At 55.3% G+C, this 23,863-nt stretch carries 27 protein-coding genes; 19 read left to right on the top strand and 8 right to left on the bottom strand.

The window, feature by feature from the left end:
• The first annotated feature begins 2 nt into the window (after positions 1 to 2).
• The 4 genes from potH to rlmC all read left to right on the top strand — a co-directional run bounded on the left by potH (position 3) and on the right by rlmC (position 3,545).
• Complete coding sequence (potH, locus tag OOJ60_RS01745) at positions 3 to 956, top strand: putrescine ABC transporter permease PotH (RefSeq protein ID WP_181821651.1); 954 nt, start codon at positions 3 to 5, stop codon at positions 954 to 956.
• Positions 953 to 1,798 (top strand): putrescine ABC transporter permease PotI, encoded by an 846-nt coding sequence (gene potI, locus OOJ60_RS01750; RefSeq protein ID WP_042284946.1) that lies wholly within the window; start codon positions 953 to 955, stop codon positions 1,796 to 1,798. The genes potH and potI overlap by 4 nt, the downstream gene beginning before the upstream one ends.
• Positions 1,799 to 1,815: 17 nt before the next feature.
• Positions 1,816 to 2,337 (top strand): YbjO family protein, encoded by a 522-nt coding sequence (locus OOJ60_RS01755; RefSeq protein WP_120714883.1) that lies wholly within the window; start codon positions 1,816 to 1,818, stop codon positions 2,335 to 2,337.
• A 77-nt stretch (positions 2,338 to 2,414) separates the two neighbouring features.
• A complete protein-coding gene (rlmC, locus tag OOJ60_RS01760; protein ID WP_205611822.1) occupies positions 2,415 to 3,545 on the top strand; it encodes a 23S rRNA (uracil(747)-C(5))-methyltransferase RlmC in 1,131 nt (376 codons plus the stop codon).
• A gap of 30 nt (positions 3,546 to 3,575) precedes the next feature.
• Here the strand turns inward: rlmC and artJ are convergent, their stop codons facing one another.
• The 6 genes from artJ to OOJ60_RS01790 all read right to left on the bottom strand — a co-directional run bounded on the left by artJ (position 3,576) and on the right by OOJ60_RS01790 (position 8,138).
• Complete coding sequence (gene artJ / locus OOJ60_RS01765) at positions 3,576 to 4,307, bottom strand: arginine ABC transporter substrate-binding protein ArtJ (protein ID WP_042284939.1); 732 nt, start codon at positions 4,305 to 4,307, stop codon at positions 3,576 to 3,578.
• Positions 4,308 to 4,479: 172 nt separating this feature from the next.
• On the bottom strand, positions 4,480 to 5,148 hold the full coding sequence (artM, locus tag OOJ60_RS01770) for an arginine ABC transporter permease ArtM (protein WP_181821647.1): 669 nt from the start codon (positions 5,146 to 5,148) through the stop codon (positions 4,480 to 4,482).
• Positions 5,148 to 5,864: an arginine ABC transporter permease ArtQ gene (gene artQ / locus OOJ60_RS01775; RefSeq protein ID WP_042284934.1), complete on the bottom strand. Its 717-nt coding sequence runs from the start codon at positions 5,862 to 5,864 to the stop codon at positions 5,148 to 5,150. The genes artM and artQ overlap by 1 nt, the downstream gene beginning before the upstream one ends.
• Positions 5,865 to 5,870: 6 nt before the next feature.
• Positions 5,871 to 6,602 (bottom strand): arginine ABC transporter substrate-binding protein ArtI, encoded by a 732-nt coding sequence (gene artI, locus OOJ60_RS01780; protein ID WP_060569877.1) that lies wholly within the window; start codon positions 6,600 to 6,602, stop codon positions 5,871 to 5,873.
• A gap of 17 nt (positions 6,603 to 6,619) precedes the next feature.
• Positions 6,620 to 7,348, bottom strand: a complete 729-nt coding sequence (gene artP / locus OOJ60_RS01785) for an arginine ABC transporter ATP-binding protein ArtP (protein ID WP_042284928.1) — start codon at positions 7,346 to 7,348, stop codon at positions 6,620 to 6,622.
• A gap of 274 nt (positions 7,349 to 7,622) precedes the next feature.
• Complete coding sequence (locus OOJ60_RS01790) at positions 7,623 to 8,138, bottom strand: lipoprotein (RefSeq protein WP_205611823.1); 516 nt, start codon at positions 8,136 to 8,138, stop codon at positions 7,623 to 7,625.
• Between the two features lie 155 nt (positions 8,139 to 8,293).
• Here OOJ60_RS01790 and OOJ60_RS01795 point away from each other — a divergent pair, with 155 nt between their 5' ends.
• The 3 genes from OOJ60_RS01795 (at position 8,294) to OOJ60_RS01805 (ending at position 10,349) form a co-directional block, all read left to right on the top strand.
• Positions 8,294 to 8,617, top strand: coding sequence for a heavy metal-binding domain-containing protein (locus tag OOJ60_RS01795; RefSeq protein ID WP_042284921.1), 324 nt, complete (start codon positions 8,294 to 8,296; stop codon positions 8,615 to 8,617).
• Positions 8,614 to 9,444: an N-acetylmuramoyl-L-alanine amidase gene (locus OOJ60_RS01800; RefSeq protein ID WP_199956283.1), complete on the top strand. Its 831-nt coding sequence runs from the start codon at positions 8,614 to 8,616 to the stop codon at positions 9,442 to 9,444. Before OOJ60_RS01795 ends, OOJ60_RS01800 begins: the two co-directional genes overlap by 4 nt.
• 281 nt (positions 9,445 to 9,725) lie before the next feature.
• Complete coding sequence (locus tag OOJ60_RS01805) at positions 9,726 to 10,349, top strand: helix-turn-helix domain-containing protein (RefSeq protein WP_042284916.1); 624 nt, start codon at positions 9,726 to 9,728, stop codon at positions 10,347 to 10,349.
• An 86-nt stretch (positions 10,350 to 10,435) separates the two neighbouring features.
• Here OOJ60_RS01805 and OOJ60_RS01810 read toward each other — a convergent pair whose 3' ends face one another.
• Both OOJ60_RS01810 and OOJ60_RS01815 read right to left on the bottom strand, forming a co-directional pair.
• Entirely contained in the window at positions 10,436 to 11,029 is a 594-nt protein-coding gene (locus OOJ60_RS01810) for a hypothetical protein (protein ID WP_205611824.1), read from the bottom strand.
• Complete coding sequence (locus OOJ60_RS01815; protein ID WP_060569874.1) at positions 11,029 to 12,606, bottom strand: ExeA family protein; 1,578 nt, start codon at positions 12,604 to 12,606, stop codon at positions 11,029 to 11,031. Before OOJ60_RS01815 ends, OOJ60_RS01810 begins: the two co-directional genes overlap by 1 nt.
• 302 nt (positions 12,607 to 12,908) lie before the next feature.
• Here OOJ60_RS01815 and gspC point away from each other — a divergent pair, with 302 nt between their 5' ends.
• The 12 genes from gspC to OOJ60_RS01875 are packed head-to-tail and all read left to right on the top strand — an operon-like array spanning position 12,909 to position 23,697.
• Positions 12,909 to 13,640, top strand: a complete 732-nt coding sequence (gene gspC, locus OOJ60_RS01820) for a type II secretion system protein GspC (RefSeq protein ID WP_205612139.1) — start codon at positions 12,909 to 12,911, stop codon at positions 13,638 to 13,640.
• A 13-nt stretch (positions 13,641 to 13,653) separates the two neighbouring features.
• A complete protein-coding gene (gene gspD, locus OOJ60_RS01825) occupies positions 13,654 to 15,582 on the top strand; it encodes a type II secretion system secretin GspD (protein WP_042284908.1) in 1,929 nt (642 codons plus the stop codon).
• Positions 15,583 to 15,594: 12 nt separating this feature from the next.
• On the top strand, positions 15,595 to 17,073 hold the full coding sequence (gspE, locus tag OOJ60_RS01830) for a type II secretion system ATPase GspE (RefSeq protein WP_060569872.1): 1,479 nt from the start codon (positions 15,595 to 15,597) through the stop codon (positions 17,071 to 17,073).
• Entirely contained in the window at positions 17,073 to 18,281 is a 1,209-nt protein-coding gene (gspF, locus tag OOJ60_RS01835; protein ID WP_205611825.1) for a type II secretion system inner membrane protein GspF, read from the top strand. The genes gspE and gspF overlap by 1 nt, the downstream gene beginning before the upstream one ends.
• 2 nt (positions 18,282 to 18,283) lie before the next feature.
• Positions 18,284 to 18,733 (top strand): type II secretion system major pseudopilin GspG, encoded by a 450-nt coding sequence (gene gspG / locus OOJ60_RS01840; protein ID WP_082636807.1) that lies wholly within the window; start codon positions 18,284 to 18,286, stop codon positions 18,731 to 18,733.
• The gene (gene gspH, locus OOJ60_RS01845; RefSeq protein ID WP_042284895.1) at positions 18,733 to 19,218 is read left to right on the top strand and encodes a type II secretion system minor pseudopilin GspH; all 486 of its coding nucleotides are present in this window, start codon (positions 18,733 to 18,735) and stop codon (positions 19,216 to 19,218) included. The genes gspG and gspH overlap by 1 nt, the downstream gene beginning before the upstream one ends.
• On the top strand, positions 19,211 to 19,591 hold the full coding sequence (gspI, locus tag OOJ60_RS01850; RefSeq protein ID WP_042284893.1) for a type II secretion system minor pseudopilin GspI: 381 nt from the start codon (positions 19,211 to 19,213) through the stop codon (positions 19,589 to 19,591). Before gspH ends, gspI begins: the two co-directional genes overlap by 8 nt.
• Positions 19,588 to 20,265, top strand: coding sequence for a type II secretion system protein GspJ (locus tag OOJ60_RS01855; RefSeq protein ID WP_042284891.1), 678 nt, complete (start codon positions 19,588 to 19,590; stop codon positions 20,263 to 20,265). Before gspI ends, OOJ60_RS01855 begins: the two co-directional genes overlap by 4 nt.
• Complete coding sequence (gene gspK, locus OOJ60_RS01860) at positions 20,262 to 21,269, top strand: type II secretion system minor pseudopilin GspK (RefSeq protein WP_205611826.1); 1,008 nt, start codon at positions 20,262 to 20,264, stop codon at positions 21,267 to 21,269. The genes OOJ60_RS01855 and gspK overlap by 4 nt, the downstream gene beginning before the upstream one ends.
• Before the next feature lie 15 nt (positions 21,270 to 21,284).
• Positions 21,285 to 22,421 (top strand): type II secretion system protein GspL, encoded by a 1,137-nt coding sequence (gene gspL, locus OOJ60_RS01865; protein ID WP_205611827.1) that lies wholly within the window; start codon positions 21,285 to 21,287, stop codon positions 22,419 to 22,421.
• Positions 22,418 to 22,903 carry a type II secretion system protein M gene (locus OOJ60_RS01870; protein WP_042284884.1) on the top strand — a complete coding sequence of 162 codons (486 nt, stop codon included), beginning with the start codon at positions 22,418 to 22,420 and terminating at the stop codon, positions 22,901 to 22,903. Before gspL ends, OOJ60_RS01870 begins: the two co-directional genes overlap by 4 nt.
• On the top strand, positions 22,900 to 23,697 hold the full coding sequence (locus OOJ60_RS01875) for a prepilin peptidase (protein ID WP_205611828.1): 798 nt from the start codon (positions 22,900 to 22,902) through the stop codon (positions 23,695 to 23,697). The genes OOJ60_RS01870 and OOJ60_RS01875 overlap by 4 nt, the downstream gene beginning before the upstream one ends.
• The last annotated feature ends 166 nt before the right edge of the window (positions 23,698 to 23,863 follow it).

The raw sequence follows: 23,863 nt of genomic DNA on the forward strand, positions 1-23,863 counted from the left end.
AAATGAGTACACTTGAACCTGCGGCACGCGGAGAAAAGCCTGGCGGTTTGCGGCTGTGGCTGGCGCGCGTGCAGATGAATCATGGGCGTAAACTGGTCATTGCGCTGCCTTACGTCTGGCTGATCCTGCTGTTCCTGCTGCCGTTTCTGATCGTCTTTAAAATCAGCCTTGCGGAAATGGCGAGGGCGATCCCGCCGTACACCGAGCTGATGGCGTGGGCTGACGGGCAACTGGCGATCACCCTTAACCTCGGTAACTTCCTGCAGTTGACCGACGATCCGCTTTATTTTGACGCCTATTTACAGTCGCTACAGGTCGCGGGCATCTCCACCCTGTGCTGCTTGCTGCTGGGATACCCGCTGGCGTGGGCGGTGGCCCACAGCAAGCCGTCGACGCGAAATATCCTGCTGCTGTTAGTGATCCTGCCGTCATGGACCTCGTTTTTAATTCGCGTTTATGCGTGGATGGGGATCCTGAAAAATAACGGTGTGTTAAACAACTTTCTGCTGTGGCTTGGCGTCATCGACCAGCCATTGACCATCCTGCATACCAACCTGGCCGTCTATATCGGCATCGTGTATGCCTATCTGCCGTTTATGGTCTTGCCGATCTACACCGCTCTGACGCGCATTGACTATTCGCTGGTGGAAGCCTCGCTCGATCTCGGCGCCCGCCCGCTGAAAACCTTTTTTAGCGTGATCGTGCCGCTGACCAAAGGCGGCATTATTGCCGGTTCCATGCTGGTGTTTATTCCGGCTGTCGGCGAGTTTGTCATTCCTGAGCTGCTCGGCGGGCCGGACAGCATCATGATTGGTCGCGTGCTGTGGCAGGAATTCTTTAACAACCGTGACTGGCCGGTGGCCTCTGCGGTGGCGATCGTGATGTTGCTGCTGCTGATCGTTCCGATCATGTGGTTCCACAAGCACCAGCAAAAAAGCGGAGGCGTCCACGGATGAACAATTTGCCGGTAATACGTTCGCCCTGGCGCATCGTGATTCTGGTGCTGGGCTTTACGTTTCTGTATGCGCCGATGCTGATGCTGGTGATCTACTCGTTTAACAGCTCTAAACTGGTGACGGTATGGGCGGGGTGGTCGACGCGCTGGTACGGCGAGCTGTTTCGCGATGACGCCATGATGAGCGCCGTGGGCTTAAGCCTGACGATAGCCGCCTGCGCGGCGACAATGGCGGTGATTCTGGGCACCATTGCCGCTGTCGTTCTGGTGCGTTTTGGTCGTTTTCGCGGCGCCAACGGTTTCGCCTTTATGATTACTGCGCCGCTGGTAATGCCGGACGTCATTACCGGGCTTTCGTTGCTGTTGCTGTTTGTCGCGCTCGCCCACGCCATCGGCTGGCCGTCCGACCGCGGAATGTTGACCATCTGGCTGGCGCATGTCACCTTCTGTACCGCCTACGTGGCGGTGGTGATCTCCTCGCGCCTGCGGGAACTGGATCGATCTATTGAAGAGGCGGCGATGGATCTCGGCGCGACGCCGCTGAAGGTGTTCTTCGTGATCACCTTACCGATGATCATGCCTGCCATCGTCTCCGGCTGGCTGTTGGCGTTTACGCTGTCGCTTGACGATCTGGTGATCGCCAGCTTTGTTTCCGGTCCCGGCGCGACGACCTTGCCGATGCTGGTGTTCTCCAGCGTGCGCATGGGAGTGAACCCGGAAATCAACGCTCTGGCTACGTTGATCCTCGGGGTGGTCGGAATTGTCGGATTTATCGCCTGGTATCTGATGGCGCGCACGGAAAAACAGCGAATCCGCGATATCCAGCGTGCAAGACGCGGCTGAAGCAATTAAAATTTCCAGTGAAGTGCCGCGCATGTCGCGGCACTGTTTTTCAGGGAAGTCACACATTGGGATTCTTCAAAAAAACGTCCTCATCACACGCCCGTTTAAATGTGCCCGCGCTGGTGCAGGTGGCGGCGCTCGCCATTATAATGATCCGTTGCCTCGACGTGCTGATGATATTCAATACGCTCGGCATTCGGGGGCTTGGCGAATTTATCCATCGCAGCGTGCAAACATGGAGTCTGACGCTGGTTTTTTTGAGCAGCCTGGTGCTGGTGTTTATTGAGATCTGGTGCGCATTTTCGCTGGTAAAAGGGCGCAACTGGGCGCGCTGGATTTATTTACTGACCCAGGTGACCGCCGCGGGCTATTTATGGGCAGCCTCATTAGGCTACGGGTATCCGGAGTTATTCAGCATCGCCGGTGAGTCAAAACGGGAAATTCTGCATACTCTGGTGATGCAAAAGCTGCCGGACATGTTGGTGCTTTGCCTGCTGTTTGTTCCGGCCACCAGCCGCCGGTTCTTCCAGCTCCAGTAAAAACGGCGTCCTGGCGCGGCCTACAAATGCCCGAATAATGTGTATAATCGTCGCCCCGAACATCTGAATGTTTCCGTATGTATTGCGCACTTTATGACGCCGGCCGCTGCCGCTCCTGCCCGTGGATCACGCAGCCGGTTGACGTTCAACTCTCCGCCAAAACAGCCGATCTCAACAATCTGCTTGCCGGTTTCCCGGTGGGGGAGTGGCGCACGCCAGTCAGCGGGCCGGAACAAGGCTTTCGCAATAAAGCCAAGATGGTGGTCAGCGGCAGCGTGGAAAAACCGCTGCTCGGGATGCTACACCGCGACGGCACGCCGGAAGATCTCTGCGACTGTCCGCTTTATCCGCCGTCGTTTGCTGCCGTTTTCGCCGCCCTCAAGCCGTTTATTGCCCGGGCGGGCTTAACGCCCTACAACGTGGCGCGTAAGCGTGGCGAACTGAAATATATATTGCTTACCGAAAGCCAGTACGATGGCGGCATGATGCTGCGCTTTGTGCTGCGTTCAGAAACCAAGCTGGCGCAACTGCGCGCCGCGTTGCCCTCGCTGCAGGCGCAACTGCCGCAGCTTAAGGTCATCAGCGTCAACCTGCAGCCTGTGCACATGGCGATTATGGAAGGGGAGACGGAGATCTTCCTGACTGAACCGTCGTCGCTGGCGGAGCGTTTCAACGACGTTCCGCTGTGGATCCGTCCACAAAGTTTTTTCCAGACCAACCCGACGGTGGCAAGCCAGCTCTATGCTACCGCCCGTGACTGGGTGCGCCAGCTCCCGGTAAACCATATGTGGGATCTGTTCTGCGGCGTCGGCGGCTTTGGGCTACACTGCGCCACGCCTGAGATGCGGCTAACCGGGATTGAAATCTCCCCAGAGGCGATTGCCTGCGCGAAGCAGTCGGCGAAAGAGCTCGGTTTAACGAATCTGCATTTTCAGGCGCTGGACTCCACGCAGTTCGCTACCGCTCAGGAGCGCGCCCCGCAACTGGTGCTGGTGAATCCGCCGCGTCGCGGGATTGGCAAAGCGCTATGCGATTATCTCAGCGAGATGGCCCCGCCGTTTATCATCTACTCGAGTTGCAACGCCCGTACGATGGCAAAAGACATTGCGGATTTACCGGGTTATCGTCCCGAACGCGTGCAGCTTTTCGATATGTTCCCTCACACCGCCCATTATGAAGTGCTGACGCTGCTGGTGCGGAATGCATAAATAACGGCCCGCATTGCGGGCCGTAAATCATTATTGCGGGAACCACTGGTCGTTGATTTTCTGCCAGGTGCCGTCCGCCTTAATGGCGGTCAGCGCGGCGTTCAGTTTCTCTAACAGGGCTTTATTATCCGGGCGAACGGCGATGCCCAGACCGGTGCCGAAATACTGGGGATCGGTCACTTTTTCTGTTCCTGGCCCTAACTGCGGGTTGCTCTTCAGCCATTCGTTGACCACAGCGGTGTCGCCGAATACGCCGTCGATACGGCCATTTTTCAGGTCGATAATCGCGTTCTGGTAGCTGTCATAGGCGACAGTTTTGACTTCCGGGTGCTTGTCCTGAAGGTATTTCTGGTGCGTGGTGCCGTTTTCCATGCCAATACGTTTGCCTTTCAGGTCGGCAAAGGTTTTATACGCATCTTTCCTGGCAATCACCAGCGCGGAGTTGGCGTAGTAAGGTTGGGTAAAGGCGACCTGTTTGCTCCGCTCCGGCGTAATATCCATACCGGAAATGACGGCATCATATTTTCTGAATTTCAGCGCCGGGATCAGGCTGTCAAAGGCATGATTGGTAAAGGTACATTCTGCCTGCATCTGCTTACATAAGGCTTTTGCCAGATCGAGATCGAAACCGACGATTTGGTTATTGGCGTCCATGGATTCAAACGGGGGATAGGTGGCGGAAACCCCGAAGCTGATTTTTTCTGCGGCAGACGCGCCGACAGCGAAAGAGGCAAGCAATGCGGCCAGAACTAACTTTTTCATGGTTGAACTCCCGTTATGATGAAGCGCCGTTTCTGCGGCATGGAATTACAATGCCAGCATTTGAATTTGTATGCAATATAAATGATTAAATATTTTATACGAAAATAAAAAAAACGGACAGGTTAGCAACTTGTCCGTTTTCTGTATTCAGATTTATGCACTTTCTGAACGGTTAATTCCGGCGTTCAAACGCCAGCGCTTTACGTTCGATCAAGCGCATCATCAGCGTCAAAAGGCCATTAACGATGAGGTAAATGACGCCTGCCGCGCCAAATACCATCACGTCGTAGGTGCGCCCGTACATGAGCTGGCTGTAACCCATCACCTCCATCAGCGTAATGGTGTAAGCCAGCGAGGTGCTCTTAAACACCAGCACCACTTCGTTAGAATACGAGGAGAGGGCGCGTTTAAAGGCATAAGGCAGCAGAATCGCCAGCGTGTCTTTTTTGCTCATCCCCAGCGCGCCGCAGGACTGCCACTGGCCTTCCGGGATTGCGCGAATCGCACCGTAAAACAGCTGCGTGGTGTAAGCGGCGCTATTCAGCGATAGCGCAATCAACGCGCACAGCCACGGCTCGGACAGCAGATGCCAGAGAACCGGATACTCCTGCAAAGACGGAAACTGCCCCGGTCCGTAGTAGATCAGGAAGATCTGCACCAGCAGCGGCGTGCCGGTAAACAGCGTGATATAGCCGCGCACCAGCCAGACCACCCCCGGCGTTTTCAGCGTCAGAACGATGGTGAAAATCAGCGACAGGAGCAGCGCAACGACAATGGATGCCACCGTCAGCGTCAGACTGGTATGCAGCCCTTTTAACAGTTCAGGTAAATACTCAAACATCAGCCCGGTCTCCGCTCAAAACGTGTCGCGCGCAGGTCAATGCGTTTGAGAATGTACTGACTTATCAGGGTGATCACCAGATAGATCGCCGCGGCAATAATATACCAGTTAAACGGCTCCTGGGTGCGTGTCGCAATGCTCTTGGTTTGCAGCATCAGATCATTGACGCTGATCAGACTGACCAGCGCGGTGTCCTTCAGCAGCACCAACCACTGGTTACCCAGACCAGGCAGGGCATGACGCCACATTTGCGGCATCACCAGGCGGAAGAAGATCGCCGCTTTCGACAGCCCCAGCGCCTGGCCGGATTCCCACTGCCCAATCGGTACCGCTTTCAGCGCGCCGCGCAGGGTTTGCGAAGCATACGCCGCATACAGCAGCGAAAGGGCAATTACGCCACACAGGAACGGGCTGACGTCGAAGTTTTCGATCTCCATTTGTATCGGGATCTGCACGACGCCCAGATTAACGGTAAAGCCGTCAGAGAGCGTCAGCAGCAGTTGAGAGGAGCCGAAATAAATAAACAGCACCACCAGAATTTCCGGCAGGCCGCGTAAAATCGTCACCAGCGCTGAGCCGGTCCACGCGACCGGACGCCATTTAACTGACTCCCAGACGGCGAAAAACATCGCCAACGCAAGGCCGAGGATCAGCGCGCAAACGGCAAGGCCGACGGTCATTCCGGCGGCGCTTGCTAACGGAAAAAATTCGTTCATCAAGGCTTACTTCTGGAACCATTTGTTATAGATGGTTTCGTAAGTGCCATCTTTTTTCACTTTTTCCAGCGCAGCGTTAAATTTCTGCTGCAGCTCGGTGTTGCCCTGACGGACAGCGATGCCGAGGCCGGTGCCGAAGTAGTCTTTATCCGTCACTTTGTCGCCAACCGCCGCCAGCTTCGGATTATCCTTCAGCCATTCGGTAACCACCGCGGTGTCGCCGAATACGCCGTCAATACGTCCGTTTTGCAGATCCAGCTTCGCGTTCTGATAGCTGTCGTAAGGAACGGTCGTAATTTCCGGGTGCTTATCCATAATGAACTTCTGGTGAGTGGTGCCGTTCTGCACGCCCACTTTTTTGCCTTTCAACTGATCCACGCTGGAGAATTTACCCTGCTGGCCAATAAACAGCGCGGAGTTGTCATAATACGGCGTGGTGAACAGCACCTGTTTTTCGCGCTCCGGCGTGATGTCCATCCCGGCCATAACCGCATCGAAGCGGCGGAACTTCAGACTGGGGATCAGGCTGTCAAACGCCTGGTTGGTGAACGTACAGGTGGCGTCAATCTCTTTACACAGCGCATTGGCCAGGTCGACGTCGAAACCGACGATTTTGTTATTCGCATCCATCGACTCGAACGGAGGGTAGGATGCTTCGGTCGCAAAACGAATGGTCTGTGCTGCTGTTGCAGAAAGGCTAAAGCCAGCGATAAGCGCGGCAATCAGAACTTTTTTCATTGTCGTTGTCCCGAATCTTAGTGAGAGAGATAGTTTTTAAACGCATCGGTCTGCGGGTTGGCGAAGCACCCCGCATCACCCAGCTCGACGATGTGACCGTTTTCCATATACACCACGCGGCTGGCGGTTTTCCGCGCCACTTCCACTTCGTGCGTCACGATCACCTGAGTAATGTTCGTTTCCGCCAGTTCACGAATGATACTGACGATTTGCGCGGTGATTTCCGGATCCAGCGCGGCTGTGGGTTCGTCAAACAGCAGCACCTGCGGTTCCATCATCAGCGCGCGGGCGATGGCGACGCGCTGCTGCTGGCCGCCAGAAAGGTGTAAGGGATAACGATCGCTGTAGGGCTTCAGACGCAGGCGTTCCAGCAGCTTCTCCGCACGGGCTAAGGCCTGATCTTTCGTCAGCCCGAGCACGCGGCAGGGCGCTTCGATAAGGTTCTGCTGTACGGTCAGATGCGGCCACAGATTGTACTGCTGAAAGACCATGCCGACATTCTGGCGAAGATCGCGAATGGCTTTGTCTGACGGCGTCTTGCGGAAGTCGAAATGGTTGCCCGCAATGTCCAGCGTACCGGACCGCGGCATCTCCAGAAGATTGAGTACGCGCAGCAGCGAGCTTTTACCCGCCCCGCTTGGGCCAAGCAACACCAGCGTTTCGCCCTGCGGGCAATCCAGCGTGATATCGAACAGCGCCTGATGCGCGCCGTAGAAGCAGTTAATGCCGTTTAATTGAATACTCATTGATACTCGTATACTGGCCGTCTGATAGCTATTGAAGCCGCAGATAGTACCTTTGGCAGAATAGTTATGCAATATTTATGCTTTAAAAGTTAAATATAGCGCGCATTTCCCCTTAAACATAGCACAAAATAGCGGCGGCAAGATGGCGCAAGCATGATTGTCGGCATTCTGTGAAGAATGCCAGACAATTTACGCGAGAAAGGAAAAAATGATGTGGGACTGCGTGTAGGCCGGATAAAACAATGCGCAGCCATCCGGCCTGTAACGTCAAAAATTAACGGTTCTCAACCGACTGGCGCAGGGTTCCGGCTGGCGCATGGACGCTGCCGCCGAGGTAGCGCACGTCGTCAATCACCCAGCACTGACCTTGGTGAATCATCAATACTTCATCCTGCCAGCGCTGCTCGCCCTGTTTCAGCTCTACGCGCAGCGGAATATTGCGCGCGTCCCGGTTCGGAATGGTCGACGCGCTGGCGACGTTTGCGCTGTCCGGCGGCGTTGCGCGGCTGGAGAAGGGATCGCTGCTCAAAAGCTGACGATGCTGGCCGTCGCGGCTGGCGTCAGACAGCAGTTTCGCCAGGTTATCGCTCAGGTATGGGCGCAGGGCGGTAAGGTCATTGCTGCGGTGCTGAATGCGATAGTCATAGAATTGTTGAGCCACATCGTCCGGGCCTCCCTCCACGCAGGCGCCTGTACGCGGTCCGTTATCTTTGTAGGCCGGCGTGACGGTGGTGCAGGCACTGAGAAGCAGCGCGCAGGGGATAAGCAGGGAGAGTTTCGAATAGCGCATAGTGATTTCCTTATAAGCTTCTGCTAATAGTCTTCTACATTATTCAGTTATAACCTTTCAATAATAGTGTATCGGTCTGATAATGCTTTTGCGATCGTGCGCTTATGCCCCGATCCCTTATGATTTTGCCAATGGCTGAGTAAAGGAGCGTAATTATGCAGTTTTCAACCACCCCCACTCTGGAAGGACAAAGCATCGTGGAATACTGCGGTGTGGTCACGGGCGAAGCCATTTTAGGCGCAAACATCTTCCGTGATTTTTTTGCCGGTATCCGCGATATCGTTGGCGGACGTTCCGGCGCCTATGAAAAAGAGCTGCGAAAAGCGCGGGAAATCGCCTTTGAAGAGCTGGGGGATCAGGCAAAAGCGCTGGGCGCCGATGCGGTGGTCGGTATTGATATCGACTATGAAACCGTGGGCAAAGACGGCAGTATGCTGATGGTCAGCGTGAGCGGCACGGCGGTAAAAACGCGTCGATGAGAGCGTTACTGTCGCTGGCGGCCGCCGCGCTGCTGCTGACCGGCTGCGCGAGCGAAAAAGGGATTGTCGACAAAGAAGGATACCAGCTCGACACGCGCCATCAGGCGCAGGCGGCTTATCCACGCATCAAGGTGCTGGTGATCCACTACACAGCGGATGACTTTGACACTTCGCTGGCGACGCTGACGGACAAAAATGTCAGCTCGCATTACCTGATCCCGTCGGCGCCACCGCGGTACCGGGGGAAGCCGCGTATCTGGCAACTGGTGCCGGAACAGGAGCTGGCCTGGCATGCAGGCGTCAGTTTCTGGCGCGGCGCGACGCGCATCAACGACACCTCAATCGGTATTGAGCTGGAAAACCGCGGCTGGCGGATGTCGGCGGGCGAGAAATACTTTGCGCCATTTGAACCGGCGCAGATACAGGCGCTGATACCGCTGGCGAAAGAGATCGTCGCCCGTTACGACATTAAGCCGCAGAACGTGGTGGCGCACGCGGATATCGCGCCGCAGCGTAAGGACGATCCCGGCCCGCTGTTTCCCTGGCAGCAGCTTGCGGAGCAAGGGATAGGCGCCTGGCCGGACCCGCAGCGAGTGGAATTTTATCTTGCCGGACGTGCGCCGCATACGCCTGTCGATCCCGCAAGCGTGCTGGACCTACTGGCGCGCTATGGTTACGAAGTCACGCCTGATATGACCGGGCGCGAGCAGCGGCGGGTGATCATGGCCTTTCAGATGCATTTCCGCCCGTCGCTATGGAATGGCGTCGCGGATGCCCAAACCCAGGCGATTGCCGAGGCGCTGTTAGAGAAATACGGGCAGGGATAGGCGCAGACTGCGCGACAGTGCCGCCCCTCCTGGTTTTTCTGATGGGATTAATCCTAAGTTAAAAGTCAATTAATCTATGATTAATTGACTTTATATTGGTCTCATTTATGATTGATTTCGTCTTCAGGATGCTTTTCAAAATATTATAAATCTATTATTTCTTCTCTTTTTTATTTCTTTTACTTGCCTTTTTGGAACCAGGAACGATTCAGTTGTTTATAAGTCGCATTTCTGCGGTGGTTAAGCACACGTATTATCAATATTCTGCGTAAGGTATAACAATGTTAAGTATATACGGTAAAAAAACACGCCCCCATACCGAAATGGGTTGCATTATTTCCGCCACTGAAGGGTATGAAGAAAGAAAACTGAAAAAATGGCAGAAAATTACTACCGATGATCCGGATTATATTCATATTATTATTAGCGGGCAGGTTGAATTTCGCCGGGTCTCGGACGAACTGTGTATGTTTACGTTGCAGGGACAGTGCATTTTTGGCCTTTCCGCGATGTTCTATCAGTCTCCCCACATGTATGGTCTGGCGCGCTCTAACACGGTTGTTCGCTCCATCAGGAAAGAGGCGTTCTTCCAGCTTTTGACCGAAAATAATTTATGGCCAGAATTGACGAAAGTCTTATCCTGGTACATTTGTCTGTTAAGCAAACGCGATGATATGCTGGTCGCCCGCAATGCGTATTCCGTCATCCGTGAGTTCCTGATTGAAATCAATGCGCTGATTACCCACCATGATTATGATATTAACGTTTATGATTATATTCAGGAATACACCAACTTTGCCCGTAGCACGATCATCAAAATACTCTCCGATCTGAAAAAAGGTAATTATATTGTTATAGAAAAGGGCCGCTTAATTACAATGAAAGCGTTGCCTGAAAAATACTAATATCCTCCCTGGAGTCTCCCTTCATGAAACGGAAGTGGAGGCTTTTTTAGTCCTTCTGCACTGTAAATCATTCATCATATCAATCATCAGGTGTCGTCAGGCTGCGGTTGGCCCCGGGCATTTTGGGGTGTCTGCGGTATCCTGCGCGTTTTCCGCATGGCGTCATAGTCGTTCAGCGTCTCATCCTCGGGGGGAGGCGGTACCTTTCCCTGCTGATAGTCCGCTTTTTGTTCCTGTAGCGCTTGCAGGAAGCGTTCCTGCAAAGACGACGTCTGGTTTTCTGTACCCGGCAGCGCCACAGCGGATAATTCGCCGTCAGGCGCCTGCCGCCAGTCGTCATCGGCTTGCCACAACGCATCGTCCTGTACAGGAGGAAGTGCCTGCGCCGCCGGAAGCGGTTCAGGTTTTGGCGGTGGGAACGGCTTCGAAACGTACACATAATGCATATCAGACGGGTGTACGTCGGGGTTAACCACCTTCACTGGCTTTGGCGGCGGCGCAGGGTGTCTGCACTGCCAGTAAATATGCGCATACAGTCCGGCAACGACAAAAGCAAACAGCGTCATGAGCCAGAACAGGGTCTGAAAGACTTTTTTCCGGATAGTGGGCAGGCGGTAGGAAAAATAGACCGCCTCGCCGGTCGCAAAGCTGCGTTGAGCAGCAAGACAAATGGTGGACATTATTGCGGCTTCCCTTGCGTTTTCGCTGGCGGATTTACCGTTGCGGTTTGCGTCACGACGCCTGGCGTACTGTTGGCGGCACGCATCAGCTGCATCAGCGTCTCTTCGCCGACGATGCCGTCAACGTGCAGTCCCGTTTTCCCCTGAAATTCGCGGGTACGTCTGGCGAGATCGGCAGTCCAGCCCTGCGCGTGGGTGACGGGCTCGTGCAGCAACTGACTCAGTTCCTGATCCAGCCAGTTCAAATCCGTTTTGCCGCTGGCGGCGGTGATTTCATCTTTCCCCTGCGGCGTTAAGCGGTGCAGCAGGGTGTAATTGCCGGTGGCATGCTGATTAAACCAGCGTTTGCTCACCTGCCAGGTACGGTTGTTAACCAGCAGATCGAGAGTGTCTTTCTCTACCCGCGCCACGACGGCATAGTTCAGGTGATCGCCGGTTTTGAGCTCGCCGATCCACGGATATCCCGCTTTCTCCAGCGCCGCCAGCGACGCATTTCCCTGCCGGCACATCAGGTTTACCCGTCCGGCGTTCTGGCACAACGCATCGTTTGCCGAGGCGTCATATCCCCACATGGTGTACAGCTGATGCATGGCATCCGGCAGATTCACCACGTCGCGTTCAATCGTCGGTTCCCGGGGGCCGTCTGTCTTCGGTTGCGTTTTATGCCAGGCGACAGGCACCGGCAGGGGGACGGGAAGATGCGCCGTCAGCGCGGAAGAGAAATACCCGGCGCAGCAGGCGAACGCCACCGAGGTCAGCAGACCCATGGCGGCGAACCGGCGACCGCGCGGCCTGGCGGGAATGATTTCGCCTGCGGCTAAACGTAAATGACGCGGTGAAACGGTGGCCGCGCGTTCGGTCCAGGCCGCGAGCATCGCCAGGTGCGCCAGCTTGTTCAACTGGCTCACCTGGCCTCTGGTCAGCGCGTGCATCCGTCGCACACGGGCGGGCGTCAACGGCGACGTCTCCGCCTGATGCGCTTCGGTCTGCGCCTCGACGTAGGCATGGAATTCGCCGCAGGTTAGCGGGCGCAGCGTATGGCAGGTATGAACCCGTGAGCGCAGCCCGGAGTGGTTGAGCAGGCGTGACTCTTGTTCGGGGCTGCCGGTCAGCAGGATGGTCAGCGGGAAGCCGGACTCTTCGGCACGCACCAGCAGCATCGCCAGCACGTCCCAGCAGTTGTCCTTGATCGCTTCCGCCGTGGAGATCATCAGCAGCTTGCCTTTCTGGCGTCGCGAAGGCGATTCTTCCTGCCAGAGACGCAGCACAGCATCCACGGCGTGTAATTTATTCTTGCTCGTTTGCGTGGCCGGATTGAGCTTGTACAGAAGGGTATTGCCGCTCAGCTTCGGAAAGGCGTTGAGGGTTTGTGCGCACGGGTGCTGTTCGCGCAAATTTTCAATGAACGCACTGAGCAATTCCGGCTCGGCGGAAAACAGGCCCATCATGCCCGGAGTCTTTATTTTCGCCAGCAACAGACCAAAAATATCCTGGAGATACGGAATTAAAAACATCCCCGGACGTCGGGTCACGCTGCCATACGGCTGGCTGGTAAATTTAAAATGGTTCAGATACATGATGACTCACGGCGCACTTGGCTTTCAAAAACGTTGGCGAAAAAATAAAGGAAGGGCGATGGCTGAGCAAACTCTGTACAGGAGAAAATGAACCTCATTTTTTTCGGGTTAGCATCAACCTAAAAAAGCGTCAACGATTTTTTCCTGTAAAGTTGCTGATATTGCAGATGGTCGCTGTTCAATCTTCTCAGTAGTATTCATTTCACATATTGGCGCAGCCCGATGCTGCGAAATTCAGTGTTATTTAAGGCAGTTGAAGTATGAGGATGCAACTTTATTCCAGACTGATTGCACCCTGCGTGATGTTTATCTTGCTAATATTTAGCGGGCATCAGGGGTATGTCGTCTATAAAGATTATAGAAAAGTTACGAATAAGTTAGATGCCGCCAAAAATAAAGTGCGGAATACGCGTGACACAGAAAAGGAATTTGCCCTGTTTCAGCCTGCCGTCTGGCAAGCGAATTCTCCCGTGGCAGTAAAAACCCCGTTGTCCGCAGAAATTGAGGGCATCGTCAGTAGCGATGAAAAATGGCTCTCTTTTGCCGTTATCAAAACACCGGCAGGACAAAAAAGTTATCGCGAAGGTGAAACGCTGGTGGGCTTTAATGATGCGTACCTTGAGGAAATTAACAATGATAATGTGGTGGTTAATTACGAAGGTACTACGCAAGTACTGGCGCTAAAAAAGCCGGACTACTTTAAAGGCGGCGTAGAGAGCGGACCGGTGGCAAAACCTACCGCGGACGCAGGCGCGGAAAGCCTGCATCTTAACGATCGGTTGGTGTTGAAACCGCATATTGAAAAAGGTCAGCTGGAAGGCTACGAAATTAATCCCCGCGACGCCTCGCCCTTTTTTCACGACATGGGGCTAAAAAAGGGCGATGTGGTTGTAAGAGTTAATTCTGTTGACATGACTCAGGCCGCACAGGCCAAAAGTATTATCGCCAACTGGTCAACGATGAAACAGGCGGCAATAGTGGTGAAACGGAATACGCACCTGGAAAATATTCAGGTTAATGTTTTAAATAATTAACAAGTGAACGATCATGAAGAAATTTCCCTGGGCGTGTGTGACGCTGACAACCCTGGCTTTATACTCCGGGTCGCTATTTGCTGCGAATTTTAGCGCCAGTTTTAAAAACACCGATATCCGCGAGTTTATCGATACGGTAGGTCGTAATCTGAATAAAACGATTCTTGTCGATCCTTCCGTACAGGGAAATGTATCGGTCCGTACGTATAACGTATTAACGGAAGAAGAATACTATCAGTTCTTTCTTAGCGTCCTGGACCTGTATGGCCTTTCCGTTATTCCGATGGATAACGGCATGATAAAAGTGGTGCGATCTGCGGTGGCAAGAACCGCAGGCGCGCCGATTGCCGACAGCCAAAATCCGGGCAAAGGCGATGAAATAATTACCCGCGTGGTGCGTATGGAAAACGTGCCGGTACGCGAACTGGCGCCGCTGCTTCGCCAGCTTAATGACGCCACCGGGATCGGCAACGTGGTGCATTTCGAACCCTCTAACGTGCTGCTGCTCACCGGTAAAGCTTCGGTAGTGAACCGGCTGGTGGATCTGGTGCAGCGCGTGGATCGTTCCGGCGTGCAGCGCCGCGAAATCGTTCCGCTGCACTATGCTTCCGCCAAAGAACTTTCGGACATGTTGAATAACCTCAACAACGAAGAACAAAAAGGGCAGAACGCGCCGCAGCTGGCTACCAAAGTGGTCTCTGATGATGAAACCAACAGCCTGGTGATCAGCGGCAGCGAAGAGGCGCGCACGCGTACGCGCGCGCTGATCGCCCAGTTGGATCGCGAGCAAAGTAACGAAGGCAATACCCGTGTCTTTTATCTCAAATATGCTAACGCCGCGAAGGTGGTGCCTGTACTCACCGGCATTGGCGAGCAGTTGAAGGACAAGCCGGGGGCCACGAAAAGTAAAACGGCCACCGCCAATAACGAACTGAACATTACCGCCGACGAGTCTACCAACTCGCTGGTGATTACCGCCCAGCCTAACGTAATGAACTCGCTGGAAAAAGTGATCGACAAGCTGGACATCCGCCGTCCGCAGGTGCTGGTGGAAGCGATCATCGCCGAAGTGCAGGATGGCGCGGGAACCGATCTCGGCGTGCAGTGGACAGGGAAACACGGCGGGGTACAGTTTGGCGCAACCGGCCTGCCAATCAGTCAAATTAAAGACGGCAGTATGAAAGGGGTGAGCTTCACCGGGATGGCGACCGGCTTCTTCAACGGCGACTTTGGCGCGCTGATGACCGCGCTGTCCACCAACGGCAAAAACGACATTCTGTCCACGCCAAGCGTGGTGACGCTGGATAACAAAGAAGCGTCATTTAACGTTGGACAGGACGTGCCGGTGCTGTCGGGATCGCAGACCACCACGGGCGACAATGTGTTTAACACCGTTGAGCGTAAAACCGTCGGTACCAAACTCAAGATCCTGCCGCAGATTAACGACGGCGACATGATTCACATGAAGATTGAGCAAGAAGTCTCCAGTGTGGATGCCAGCTCTACCGAGGATTCTTCGTTAGGCCCAACGTTTAATACCCGCACTATCAATAACGAAGTGATGGTGCACAGCGGACAAACAGTGGTACTGGGCGGCCTTATTGAGAACGTCACCAAGCAGAACGTTTCGAAGGTGCCGCTGCTGGGCGACATTCCGCTGGTTGGACAGCTGTTCCGCTATACCTCCCAGGATACCTCTAAGCGTAACCTGATGGTGTTTATCCATACCACCGTGTTGCGCGACGACGACAACTACAGCGCGGCGTCGAAAGAGAAATACGACCAGGTTCGCGCCCGTCAGCTGCAGCGTATGGAAGAGAAAAAACTGGGTATTCTGGAGCCGGGCGACAACGCCGTTTTACCCGCGTTTCCGACTCCCGACGCCGCGCCAGTGAAAACCCGCGCCACGCCGTCCACCTCCCGCAACCCGTTTAAAGAATAAGGCGGAGGCGGCATGGACGAACTCAGCAAACAGTTATGCAGCAGCAGCTTCGCCAAAGATAACGGCGTGCTGATCCATAACAACACAGTGTATATCCGTGAAAACGCGCCTGCGTTTGCGTTGCTGGAAATGCGGCGGGCGCTGGGCCATGCCTTCACCCCAACGGTGGTGACGGCAGAGGCGTTCGATGAAATGCTGGCGAAAATCTGGCAACAGAACAGCGGCGTGTCGCAGCAGTTGGTTGATGATATGGACGCGGATATCGATCTGATGGCGCTCACCGAGGAGATCCCGGACAACGAAGATCTGCTTGATAATGACGAAAATTCACCGGTGATCCGTCTGATCAACGCCATTCTTGGCGAAGCGGTGAAAGACGGCGCGTCGGATATCCATATCGAAACCTTCGAACGCACATTGAGCATCCGGTTTCGCGTCGACGGCGTCCTGCGCCCGGTGTTACAGCCCGCGCGCAAGCTGGCGCCGCTGCTGGTGTCACGTATCAAAGTCATGTCAAAGCTCGATATCGCCGAGAAACGTCTGCCGCAGGATGGCCGTATCTCTTTGCGGATCGGGCGTAAAGCGGTGGATGTGCGTGTTTCCACCATTCCATCGCAGTATGGCGAGCGCGTGGTGATGCGTTTGCTGGACAAAAGCAATCTTAAGCCGGATATCAACAAACTCGGGCTGATCGAGGAGGAACTGGTCAGGCTGAAAGGGCTGATCGCGCGTCCGCACGGCATTATCCTGGTCACCGGGCCGACGGGGTCCGGTAAAAGCACCACGTTGTACGCCATTTTGTCGGCGCTCAACGGTCATGAACGCAACATTCTGACCGTCGAGGACCCGATCGAATACGAGCTGGAAGGGGTGGGGCAGACCCAGGTCAACCCGCGCGTGGACATGACCTTTGCCCGCGGCCTGCGCGCAATCCTGCGTCAGGATCCGGATGTGGTGATGATCGGGGAAATTCGTGACGGCGAAACCGCGCAGATCGCGGTGCAGGCGTCGCTGACCGGTCATCTGGTCATGTCTACGCTGCACACCAACAGCGCGGCGGGGGCGATTACCCGTTTGCGCGATATGGGGCTGGAGTCGTTTTTAATTGGTTCATCGCTTCTTGGCGTCATTGCCCAGCGTCTGGTTCGCCGGTTGTGCCCCCACTGCCGGCAAAGCAGTCCGCTGGAAGACAATGAAAAAGCGCTGTTCACGTTTATGGAAAAACCACCGAAGGCGATTTATCGCGCAGTGGGCTGTGAGCAGTGCCGCCAGAGCGGTTACCAGGGACGCGCCGGGATCCATGAATTTCTGGTGGTCGACAGCGCCATGCGTCGCGCTATTCACGAAGACCAGGATGAAATGTCCATCGAGACGCAGATGTTTAAAGAGGCCTGGAGTCTGCGCGAGAACGGTCTGCTGAAGGTGATTTCCGGCGTCACATCGCTGGAAGAGGTGATGCGCGTCACCGCCGAGCGCGGAGGAGACGAATAATGGCATGGTATGCCTGGACCGCCACCGACGCCGCCGGGAAAACCCGGCGCGGCACGCTGCAGGCCGACGGACCGAAACAGGTTCGCCAGACCCTGCGTGAGCAAAAGCTGATGCCGGTGACCATCGCCGTTACCCGCGAACAGGCAGCCGGGAATAGCGCCCGAAAAGGGGTGAAACTCGCCACGCCGGTGCTGTCGATGTTTACCCGTCAACTGTCGACGCTGGTGAACGCCGCGCTACCGCTGGAAAGCGCGTTGAAGGCGATTGCCAGGCAGACGGAAGACAAAAAGCTGGCGGCGATGGTCACTGACATCCGCGAAAAGGTGGTGGAAGGGCACACCTTGTTCGACGCGTTTAGCCAGTATTCCCGCACCTTTGACAAGCTTTACTGCACCCTGGTGATGGCGGGCGAAAAAACCGGCCATCTGGGTGATGTGCTGGAAAAGCTGGCGGAGTACAACGAACAACGACAAAAAATGAAAAGCAAGTTGTCGCAGGCAATGGTGTATCCGATCACCCTGACGGTGGTGGCGATTGCGGTCATCTCCATACTGCTGGTGGCGGTAGTGCCGCAGGTGATCGAACAGTTTGTCCACATGAAACAGCAATTGCCGATCACCACCCGCACGCTGATCGCGGTGAGCGACTTTTTGCAGGCTTACGGCATGGTGATCGGCGGCGGCTTGGTGGGCGGGGGTGTCGGTTTTAAGGCCTGGCTTAAAAAAGAGAGCAACCGCTTTGTTTATCACCGCTGGCTGGTGAACGGCTCGCCGCTGAAAAAACTGGTCTGCGCCATTAACAGCGCCCGCTACATCCGCACGCTGAGCATCCTTCAGGCCAGCAGCGTCCCGCTGCTGGAAGGGATGTATATCGCGATGGACGGGATTGAAAACCTGTATGCCCGGCAGGCGCTGGAACAGGCGGCGGACACGGTACGCCAGGGCGCGTCGTTATATAACGCGCTGGAACAGGCGAAATTATTCCCGCCAACCATGTTGTACATGATCGCCTCCGGCGAAGAGAGCGGCGAACTCGGCGGATTAATGGATCGGGCAGCGGAAAACCAGGAATCTGCATTACAACATCGAATTACATTAACGCTGTCGGTATTTGAACCGGCACTGGTGGTGACAATGGCGACAGTGGTTTTATTTATCGTGCTGTCAATATTACAGCCGCTTCTTCAGCTCAATAATATGGTGGGTTAATTATGTCTGTAAAAAGAAAAAACCTGACGCGTCAGGCCGGGTTTACTTTGCTCGAATTAATGGTGGTGATCGTCATCCTTGGCGTTCTGGCAAGCATGGTGGTGCCAAACCTGATGGGAAATAAAGAGAAAGCCGATACCCAGAAGGCGACCAGCGACATTGTGGCGCTGGAGGGATCGCTGGATATGTACAAGCTGGATAACCACCGTTATCCCACCAGCGAACAGGGCCTGCAGGCACTGGTGACGAAGCCGGAAATCGCGCCAATTCCGAACGGCTATCGTACTGACGGTTATATTCGTCGCCTGCCGCAGGATCCGTGGGGCAATGATTATATTCTCGTCAGTCCGGGCGAGCACGGCGCGGTAGATATCTTTTCGCCGGGGCCGGATGCCGAAGCGAACACTGCCGATGATATTACGAACTGGTCGTTAGATAACAAAGATAAGTGATGAAAAAACAGCGTGGGTTTACATTGCTGGAAATTATTCTGGCGCTGGTGATATTTGCCAGCTGCGCCATGATGGTCGTGTCGACGATTCCATCGCGCAGTGGTGCGGATATATTTGGCCAGCAAATGAAATCTCTCGTTGAATACGGTTCCGACCGCGCGGTAATGGACGGCACTATTATCGGGCTGGTCATAACGCCATCGGAATATCAACTTGTCGCCCCGGCCGAAAAAAATGGCGAACGGCGCTGGGAACCGCTCACCGCCGGGCGTATTTACACTCACGGCCAGTTTCCGGAAACGATGCATATCTCCCTTTCGCCACAGCGTCTGGCGGCGACGGTAACGTCCGAACCGCAGGTGATATTTTTACCCGACGGGGAGATGTCCCGCTTTCGCCTGACCCTGCAAAGTGACGATAAACAGCACCATTTTAGCGTGGTGTCGCAGGGCGCCTCGCCGGTGTCGGTAGAGAATAATGACTAAACGTAGGATGAAAGAGCAGGGGATGACGCTGCTGGAAGTCATGGTGGCGTTAGTTATTTTCTCCACCGCGGCGCTGGCGCTTATGAATTCCGTTTCGCTGAACGTGCGCTTTACCCACGGCCTGGCGGACACGCTGCAGGCCAGTTGGGTGGCGGAAAATCAACTGGCCGAAGCGCAGCTGGAAAAGCGCCCGTTTCCTGATGCTGCTGAAAAAGGCGACGAAACGATGGGCGGACGCACCTGGACCTGGCAGATCCAGCGGGTGAAAAAAGACAACAAGGTGTTTGCCAACGACATTGCGGTTTATGCCGAAGGCGACGAAAGCCAGCCGGTGATCGTCCTGAGCATCATTCCGCCGGAGGACACGCCATGAGTAAGCGACTCCCGCGTCAGCAGGGCTTTACCCTGCTGGAGATCATGATTGCCCTGACCATTTTCGCGGTGATCAGCATCCTGGCATGGCAAATACTCGACGGCGCGATGCGCACCACGACGGCAACGGACACCGCGGCGACGAAGCTCAACCAGCTACAGCGCGCCTATAACCTGCTGGAGCGCGATTTCTTCCAGCTTCAGGCGCGCGCGCCGCGCAATGAACCGGAGGTGTTTCGACAGGATGGGAACGCCGTTGAACTCAGTACCCTGAGCGCCTTGAGCGGCGATGTCCGGCTGGAGCGCGTGCGCTGGCGGCTTGAGGAGCACCGCCTGTGGCGCGACGTCTGGCCGGCGATCGACAGCCCTTCCAGCGTCAAACCGGAAGAGGTGCCCATTTTAAACGACGTGAAAGAGATGCGCTGGCGCTTCTGGCGTCAGGATTGGCAGGACGCCTGGACGGACGCCGCTCACCAGCCAGACGGCGTGGAGCTGACGCTGACGCTGACAAACGGCGAAACCTGGCGCTGGGTGTTTCTCACCCCCGGGGAGATGCCGGAAATTCAGTTAGCGAAAAAGCCGGAAGCGCCAGCGGACGTCGCGTCGCCGCCAACCTCGCCCGCAGCGGAGGCCGCGACGCCTGCCGCCGCCGTACCGACCGGAGAGGCAAAATGAAAACAGACAAACAGCGCGGCGTCGCGCTGCTGGTGGTGCTGATCCTGTTGGTCATGATGTCCGCGCTGGCGGCAAAAATCAGCCAGCAGTTCTGTCGCAATTTGCAGAAAACCCGATATCAGGTGAGCCAGCAGCAGTTGCGCTGGGCGATGCAACGCCAGGATGAGGTGATTAAAGATCGTCTGCAAACCCTCACCAGCGGTGAAAGCAAAGGGCTTTCACCAGAGGGCGAATGGCGCGAGCCGCTGGAAACCCAGGGGGAATACTACACGGTGGTCAGCCAGATTGAGGACGCCCGGCGCTGCTTCAATGTCAACAGCCTGCTGGCGGAAGAAAAACCGGCGACGGCCACAGATGCCGTCGCGTTGCCGACGAAACCGGTAAAAGAGCAAATTATTGAACAACTGCTGGCCGACAGTGGTGTCAGCACTGTGACCGCAGAAGAGGTGTATCAACAACTGATGGATTACCTCGACGGTGACAGTATCACGGCGAAAGAGGGGCAGGAGAACGATGCGTGGGCCGGCGCGCTGCCGGAGCGGCTTCCTGCGAACCAGATGATGCGTACTATCGGTGAGATCACACAGCTGCCGGCGTTTCCGCCAGCGGCCTGGCCCAAAGCCAGCACCCTGCTGTGCGCCCTGCCGGACGCCGATGGCACGGTCGATGTGAACACCCTTAAGCCTGAGCAGGCAACGCTATTGTCGGCGCTGTTCCTCGGAAAACTGAGTGAAGATGACGCGTCGCGCTTGCTTGCTTCCCGTCCGCAAGAGGGGTGGGAGTCGGTCGAGGCTTTCAGCAAGGAATTAGAAACAAACTACCCGCAGAGCAAAGAAGTTCTGACCCAGGTTCAGGAATTTATCGCGGTGAACAGCAACGATTTCCGGGTTAACAGCACCGGGAATACCGATGATTTAACGCTGCGCGTTGTCAGCCAACTGCACGTTGATAAGGAAGCCGGGAAGGTTACGACCTGGCAACGCCGCTACCGAATAATGGAATAAGAAGAGTCATAGTCAATGAAACAGGTACTTTTTATTCGTCCCGACGCGAATGAGGACGGGAAAATTGCGTGGTGTATTTCCGGCCAGCAGCAGGTGAACGTTCTGGATAATCGCGCCGCCTTAAGCACGCTGGCAGACAGTCCGCTGGCAACGCGCGTCTGCCTGCTGTTGCCCGCCAGCGAACTGGTCTTTCGCCAGTTTACACTGCCAAAAAAAGGGCTTTCCATCCAGTCGGCGCCGTTCTCGTGGCTGGCGGAAGAAACGCTGATTGGCGATGTGGACACGTTGCACTGGACGGTACTGCGCAAAAAAGGCCGTGAGGTGGACGCGGTGGCGATTGACGCAGAACGTCTGCGCTTCTGGCTTTCGCTTTGTGAAAAAGCGGGGCTGAACGTGATTCAGGTTCTGCCGGATGCCATTTTACTGCCCGTCAGCGAAGGCGGCGCGACCCTGGTTTCCTGCGGCGACAGCTGGTGGCTGCGCGCCGCGCCGTTTAGCGCCTGTGAGGCAGATGCCGCCCTGATGCCGTTTTTGACCCGCGATCTCGATGGCGACATTTGCTGCTACGGCGACGTCCCGTCCGGCGTCGTCATTACTGAACAGCGGGCGTGGCAGCATCCTCTGACGCTGATTCAGCCGCAGTGGAAAACCTGCCGCGCCAATATGTTGCACGGTCCCTTTTTAGCCTCCGGCACGCACGGCTTCTGGCATGGGAAAGCGATGCTGGCCGCCGCCGTGGCGCTTTCCGTGGGGCTGATGATTGGCCCGCGGATCGCCATGGCCTGGATGCTGGTGCAGCAGGAAAACCAGGCGCAGGAAGAGATCGTTCAGGTGGCGCAACACTATTTCCCCAGCCTGCGCCAGCAGACCAACATTAAGTATCATTTTGGTCAGAATCTCAAAAAACAGCCGAAAGGGGTCTTTTTACAACTTGACGCCCTGGCGCAAATTAAAAAAAACGTGCCCGCCGTGGAATTAAGCCAACTGGAATATAACGAGGCGCAAAATCAGCTTACCCTGAGCCTGTCGTCACCGGACCCGCAGGCGATCCAGTCATTTGTGAACCAGGCCCGCGGCAGTTTTGATTTTACCCTGCAACCCGTCTCCACCCAGGCGCCCTTTACGGCGATAGTCACCGGGAAATATAAATGAAAGAGCGTATTGCCCAACTGAAAGCGCGTTACCAGAATTACAGTCCGCGCGAGCGTAACCTGTTTACGCTGTGCGCCGCGGCGCTGTGCTGTGCCGCGGTCTATTACGGCGGCATCATCCCGCTGGACACTATGATTAAAAACAGCGAATCGACATTATTACGGCAAAAAGAGACTCTGCGCTGGATGCGCGAAGAGATCGATAAAAATCATTTGCAGGCGAAGGTATTAAAAACCAGTAATCCGCGCCAGGTGATCGAAGAGAGCGCGAAAGAGATCCATTTGCCGCTGACGGATATTCGCCAGCATGAGCAGTCTCTCGAACTTGTTGTTGAGAAGGTGAACGTTGTTGAACTGAAAAACTGGCTGCGTGAACTGAATCTTTCCTCAGGCGTGCGTCTGGAAAAAATGGCGTTAATGCCGGTCGACCGCGCCAGCAGCGTCAAGGCGACGCTGGTACTGAGCTGGAAAAAAGCCGCATGAATGCCCTGACCGCCTTCAGAGAGGGCTATCCGCTGGGGTTTTGCGTTATGAGCGGCGTGTTCGGCAGTATCATCGGCAGCTTTTTGGGCGTGGTGGTCGAGCGCCTTCCGCCGATGCTGCTGGAGGAAGAAGACGCAGGGAATTTGCTGTTTCCCGCCTCGCACTGTCCGGCATGCGGACACGTGTTGGCCTGGTGGGAAAATATTCCTCTGTTGAGCTGGTGCTGTCTGCGGGGACGCTGCAGCCACTGCCGGGTCGCTATCCCGCTTCGTCTGTTAATGGTCGAATGCCTCAGCGCGCTCTTCTTTGCGTTGACCGCCGCCTTCGCGCCTTCGTTGCCTGCGCTGATCGCGCTGTGGATCTTGTGGATCGGCCTGTTGCCGCTCACCTTCATCGACGCCCGTTATCTGCTGCTACCGGACTGTTTAACCCAGCCTCTGTTGTGGGCCGGGTTGTTGTTCCACGCCTGTGTTCATACGCTACCGTTAACCGACGCCCTCTATGGCGCGATAGCCGGTTATCTGTCGTTGTGGCTGGTGTATTGGGGATGTCGCCTGTTGACCGGGCGCGAGGGACTGGGGCAGGGGGATGGTAAACTGTTTGCCGCGCTGGGGGCCTGGTGCGGCTGGCAACCGTTGCCGTACATTCTGCTGCTTGCCGCGCTCACTGGCATCGTTATCTATGTGTTGTTATATAAATCCACGGGCAACGACCGACAAATTCCTTTTGGCCCCGCCCTTTCATTGGCGGGAGTAATTATTTTTATTATTCAATCCTGGCAATTCACATTCTAAGTGCCGCTGCAAGTATTTTTTCATCTATTTTCGCCGAGGGAATGAAAGGACGAAGGGCGTTTCCCGGATTATTATGCAAGGGTAAAAAAAAGGATGGTTTGCAAATAAATAGGGAGGATGTCCATAATTAATAATCTTTAATGAGCCGTCCTGGTTCATACCGTTA

The organism is Citrobacter sp. R4 (genome assembly GCF_026719175.1).
Taxonomy (GTDB): Bacteria; Pseudomonadota; Gammaproteobacteria; order Enterobacterales; family Enterobacteriaceae; genus Citrobacter_A; species Citrobacter_A sedlakii.

What these genes read in the sequence shown, in the direction of transcription:
- potH (WP_181821651.1), top strand. Translation starts at nt 3, where the DNA reads ATGAGTACACTTGAACCTGCGGCACGCGGAGAAAAGCCTGGCGGTTTG.
- potI (WP_042284946.1), top strand. Translation starts at nt 953, where the DNA reads ATGAACAATTTGCCGGTAATACGTTCGCCCTGGCGCATCGTGATTCTG.
- rlmC (WP_205611822.1), top strand. Translation starts at nt 2,415, where the DNA reads ATGTATTGCGCACTTTATGACGCCGGCCGCTGCCGCTCCTGCCCGTGG.
- artJ (WP_042284939.1), bottom strand. Translation starts at nt 4,307, where the DNA reads ATGAAAAAGTTAGTTCTGGCCGCATTGCTTGCCTCTTTCGCTGTCGGC.
- artM (WP_181821647.1), bottom strand. Translation starts at nt 5,148, where the DNA reads ATGTTTGAGTATTTACCTGAACTGTTAAAAGGGCTGCATACCAGTCTG.
- artQ (WP_042284934.1), bottom strand. Translation starts at nt 5,864, where the DNA reads ATGAACGAATTTTTTCCGTTAGCAAGCGCCGCCGGAATGACCGTCGGC.
- artI (WP_060569877.1), bottom strand. Translation starts at nt 6,602, where the DNA reads ATGAAAAAAGTTCTGATTGCCGCGCTTATCGCTGGCTTTAGCCTTTCT.
- artP (WP_042284928.1), bottom strand. Translation starts at nt 7,348, where the DNA reads ATGAGTATTCAATTAAACGGCATTAACTGCTTCTACGGCGCGCATCAG.
- OOJ60_RS01790 (WP_205611823.1), bottom strand. Translation starts at nt 8,138, where the DNA reads ATGCGCTATTCGAAACTCTCCCTGCTTATCCCCTGCGCGCTGCTTCTC.
- OOJ60_RS01795 (WP_042284921.1), top strand. Translation starts at nt 8,294, where the DNA reads ATGCAGTTTTCAACCACCCCCACTCTGGAAGGACAAAGCATCGTGGAA.
- OOJ60_RS01800 (WP_199956283.1), top strand. Translation starts at nt 8,614, where the DNA reads ATGAGAGCGTTACTGTCGCTGGCGGCCGCCGCGCTGCTGCTGACCGGC.
- OOJ60_RS01805 (WP_042284916.1), top strand. Translation starts at nt 9,726, where the DNA reads ATGTTAAGTATATACGGTAAAAAAACACGCCCCCATACCGAAATGGGT.
- OOJ60_RS01810 (WP_205611824.1), bottom strand. Translation starts at nt 11,029, where the DNA reads ATGTCCACCATTTGTCTTGCTGCTCAACGCAGCTTTGCGACCGGCGAG.
- OOJ60_RS01815 (WP_060569874.1), bottom strand. Translation starts at nt 12,606, where the DNA reads ATGTATCTGAACCATTTTAAATTTACCAGCCAGCCGTATGGCAGCGTG.
- gspC (WP_205612139.1), top strand. Translation starts at nt 12,909, where the DNA reads ATGTTTATCTTGCTAATATTTAGCGGGCATCAGGGGTATGTCGTCTAT.
- gspD (WP_042284908.1), top strand. Translation starts at nt 13,654, where the DNA reads ATGAAGAAATTTCCCTGGGCGTGTGTGACGCTGACAACCCTGGCTTTA.
- gspE (WP_060569872.1), top strand. Translation starts at nt 15,595, where the DNA reads ATGGACGAACTCAGCAAACAGTTATGCAGCAGCAGCTTCGCCAAAGAT.
- gspF (WP_205611825.1), top strand. Translation starts at nt 17,073, where the DNA reads ATGGCATGGTATGCCTGGACCGCCACCGACGCCGCCGGGAAAACCCGG.
- gspG (WP_082636807.1), top strand. Translation starts at nt 18,284, where the DNA reads ATGTCTGTAAAAAGAAAAAACCTGACGCGTCAGGCCGGGTTTACTTTG.
- gspH (WP_042284895.1), top strand. Translation starts at nt 18,733, where the DNA reads ATGAAAAAACAGCGTGGGTTTACATTGCTGGAAATTATTCTGGCGCTG.
- gspI (WP_042284893.1), top strand. Translation starts at nt 19,211, where the DNA reads ATGACTAAACGTAGGATGAAAGAGCAGGGGATGACGCTGCTGGAAGTC.
- OOJ60_RS01855 (WP_042284891.1), top strand. Translation starts at nt 19,588, where the DNA reads ATGAGTAAGCGACTCCCGCGTCAGCAGGGCTTTACCCTGCTGGAGATC.
- gspK (WP_205611826.1), top strand. Translation starts at nt 20,262, where the DNA reads ATGAAAACAGACAAACAGCGCGGCGTCGCGCTGCTGGTGGTGCTGATC.
- gspL (WP_205611827.1), top strand. Translation starts at nt 21,285, where the DNA reads ATGAAACAGGTACTTTTTATTCGTCCCGACGCGAATGAGGACGGGAAA.
- OOJ60_RS01870 (WP_042284884.1), top strand. Translation starts at nt 22,418, where the DNA reads ATGAAAGAGCGTATTGCCCAACTGAAAGCGCGTTACCAGAATTACAGT.
- OOJ60_RS01875 (WP_205611828.1), top strand. Translation starts at nt 22,900, where the DNA reads ATGAATGCCCTGACCGCCTTCAGAGAGGGCTATCCGCTGGGGTTTTGC.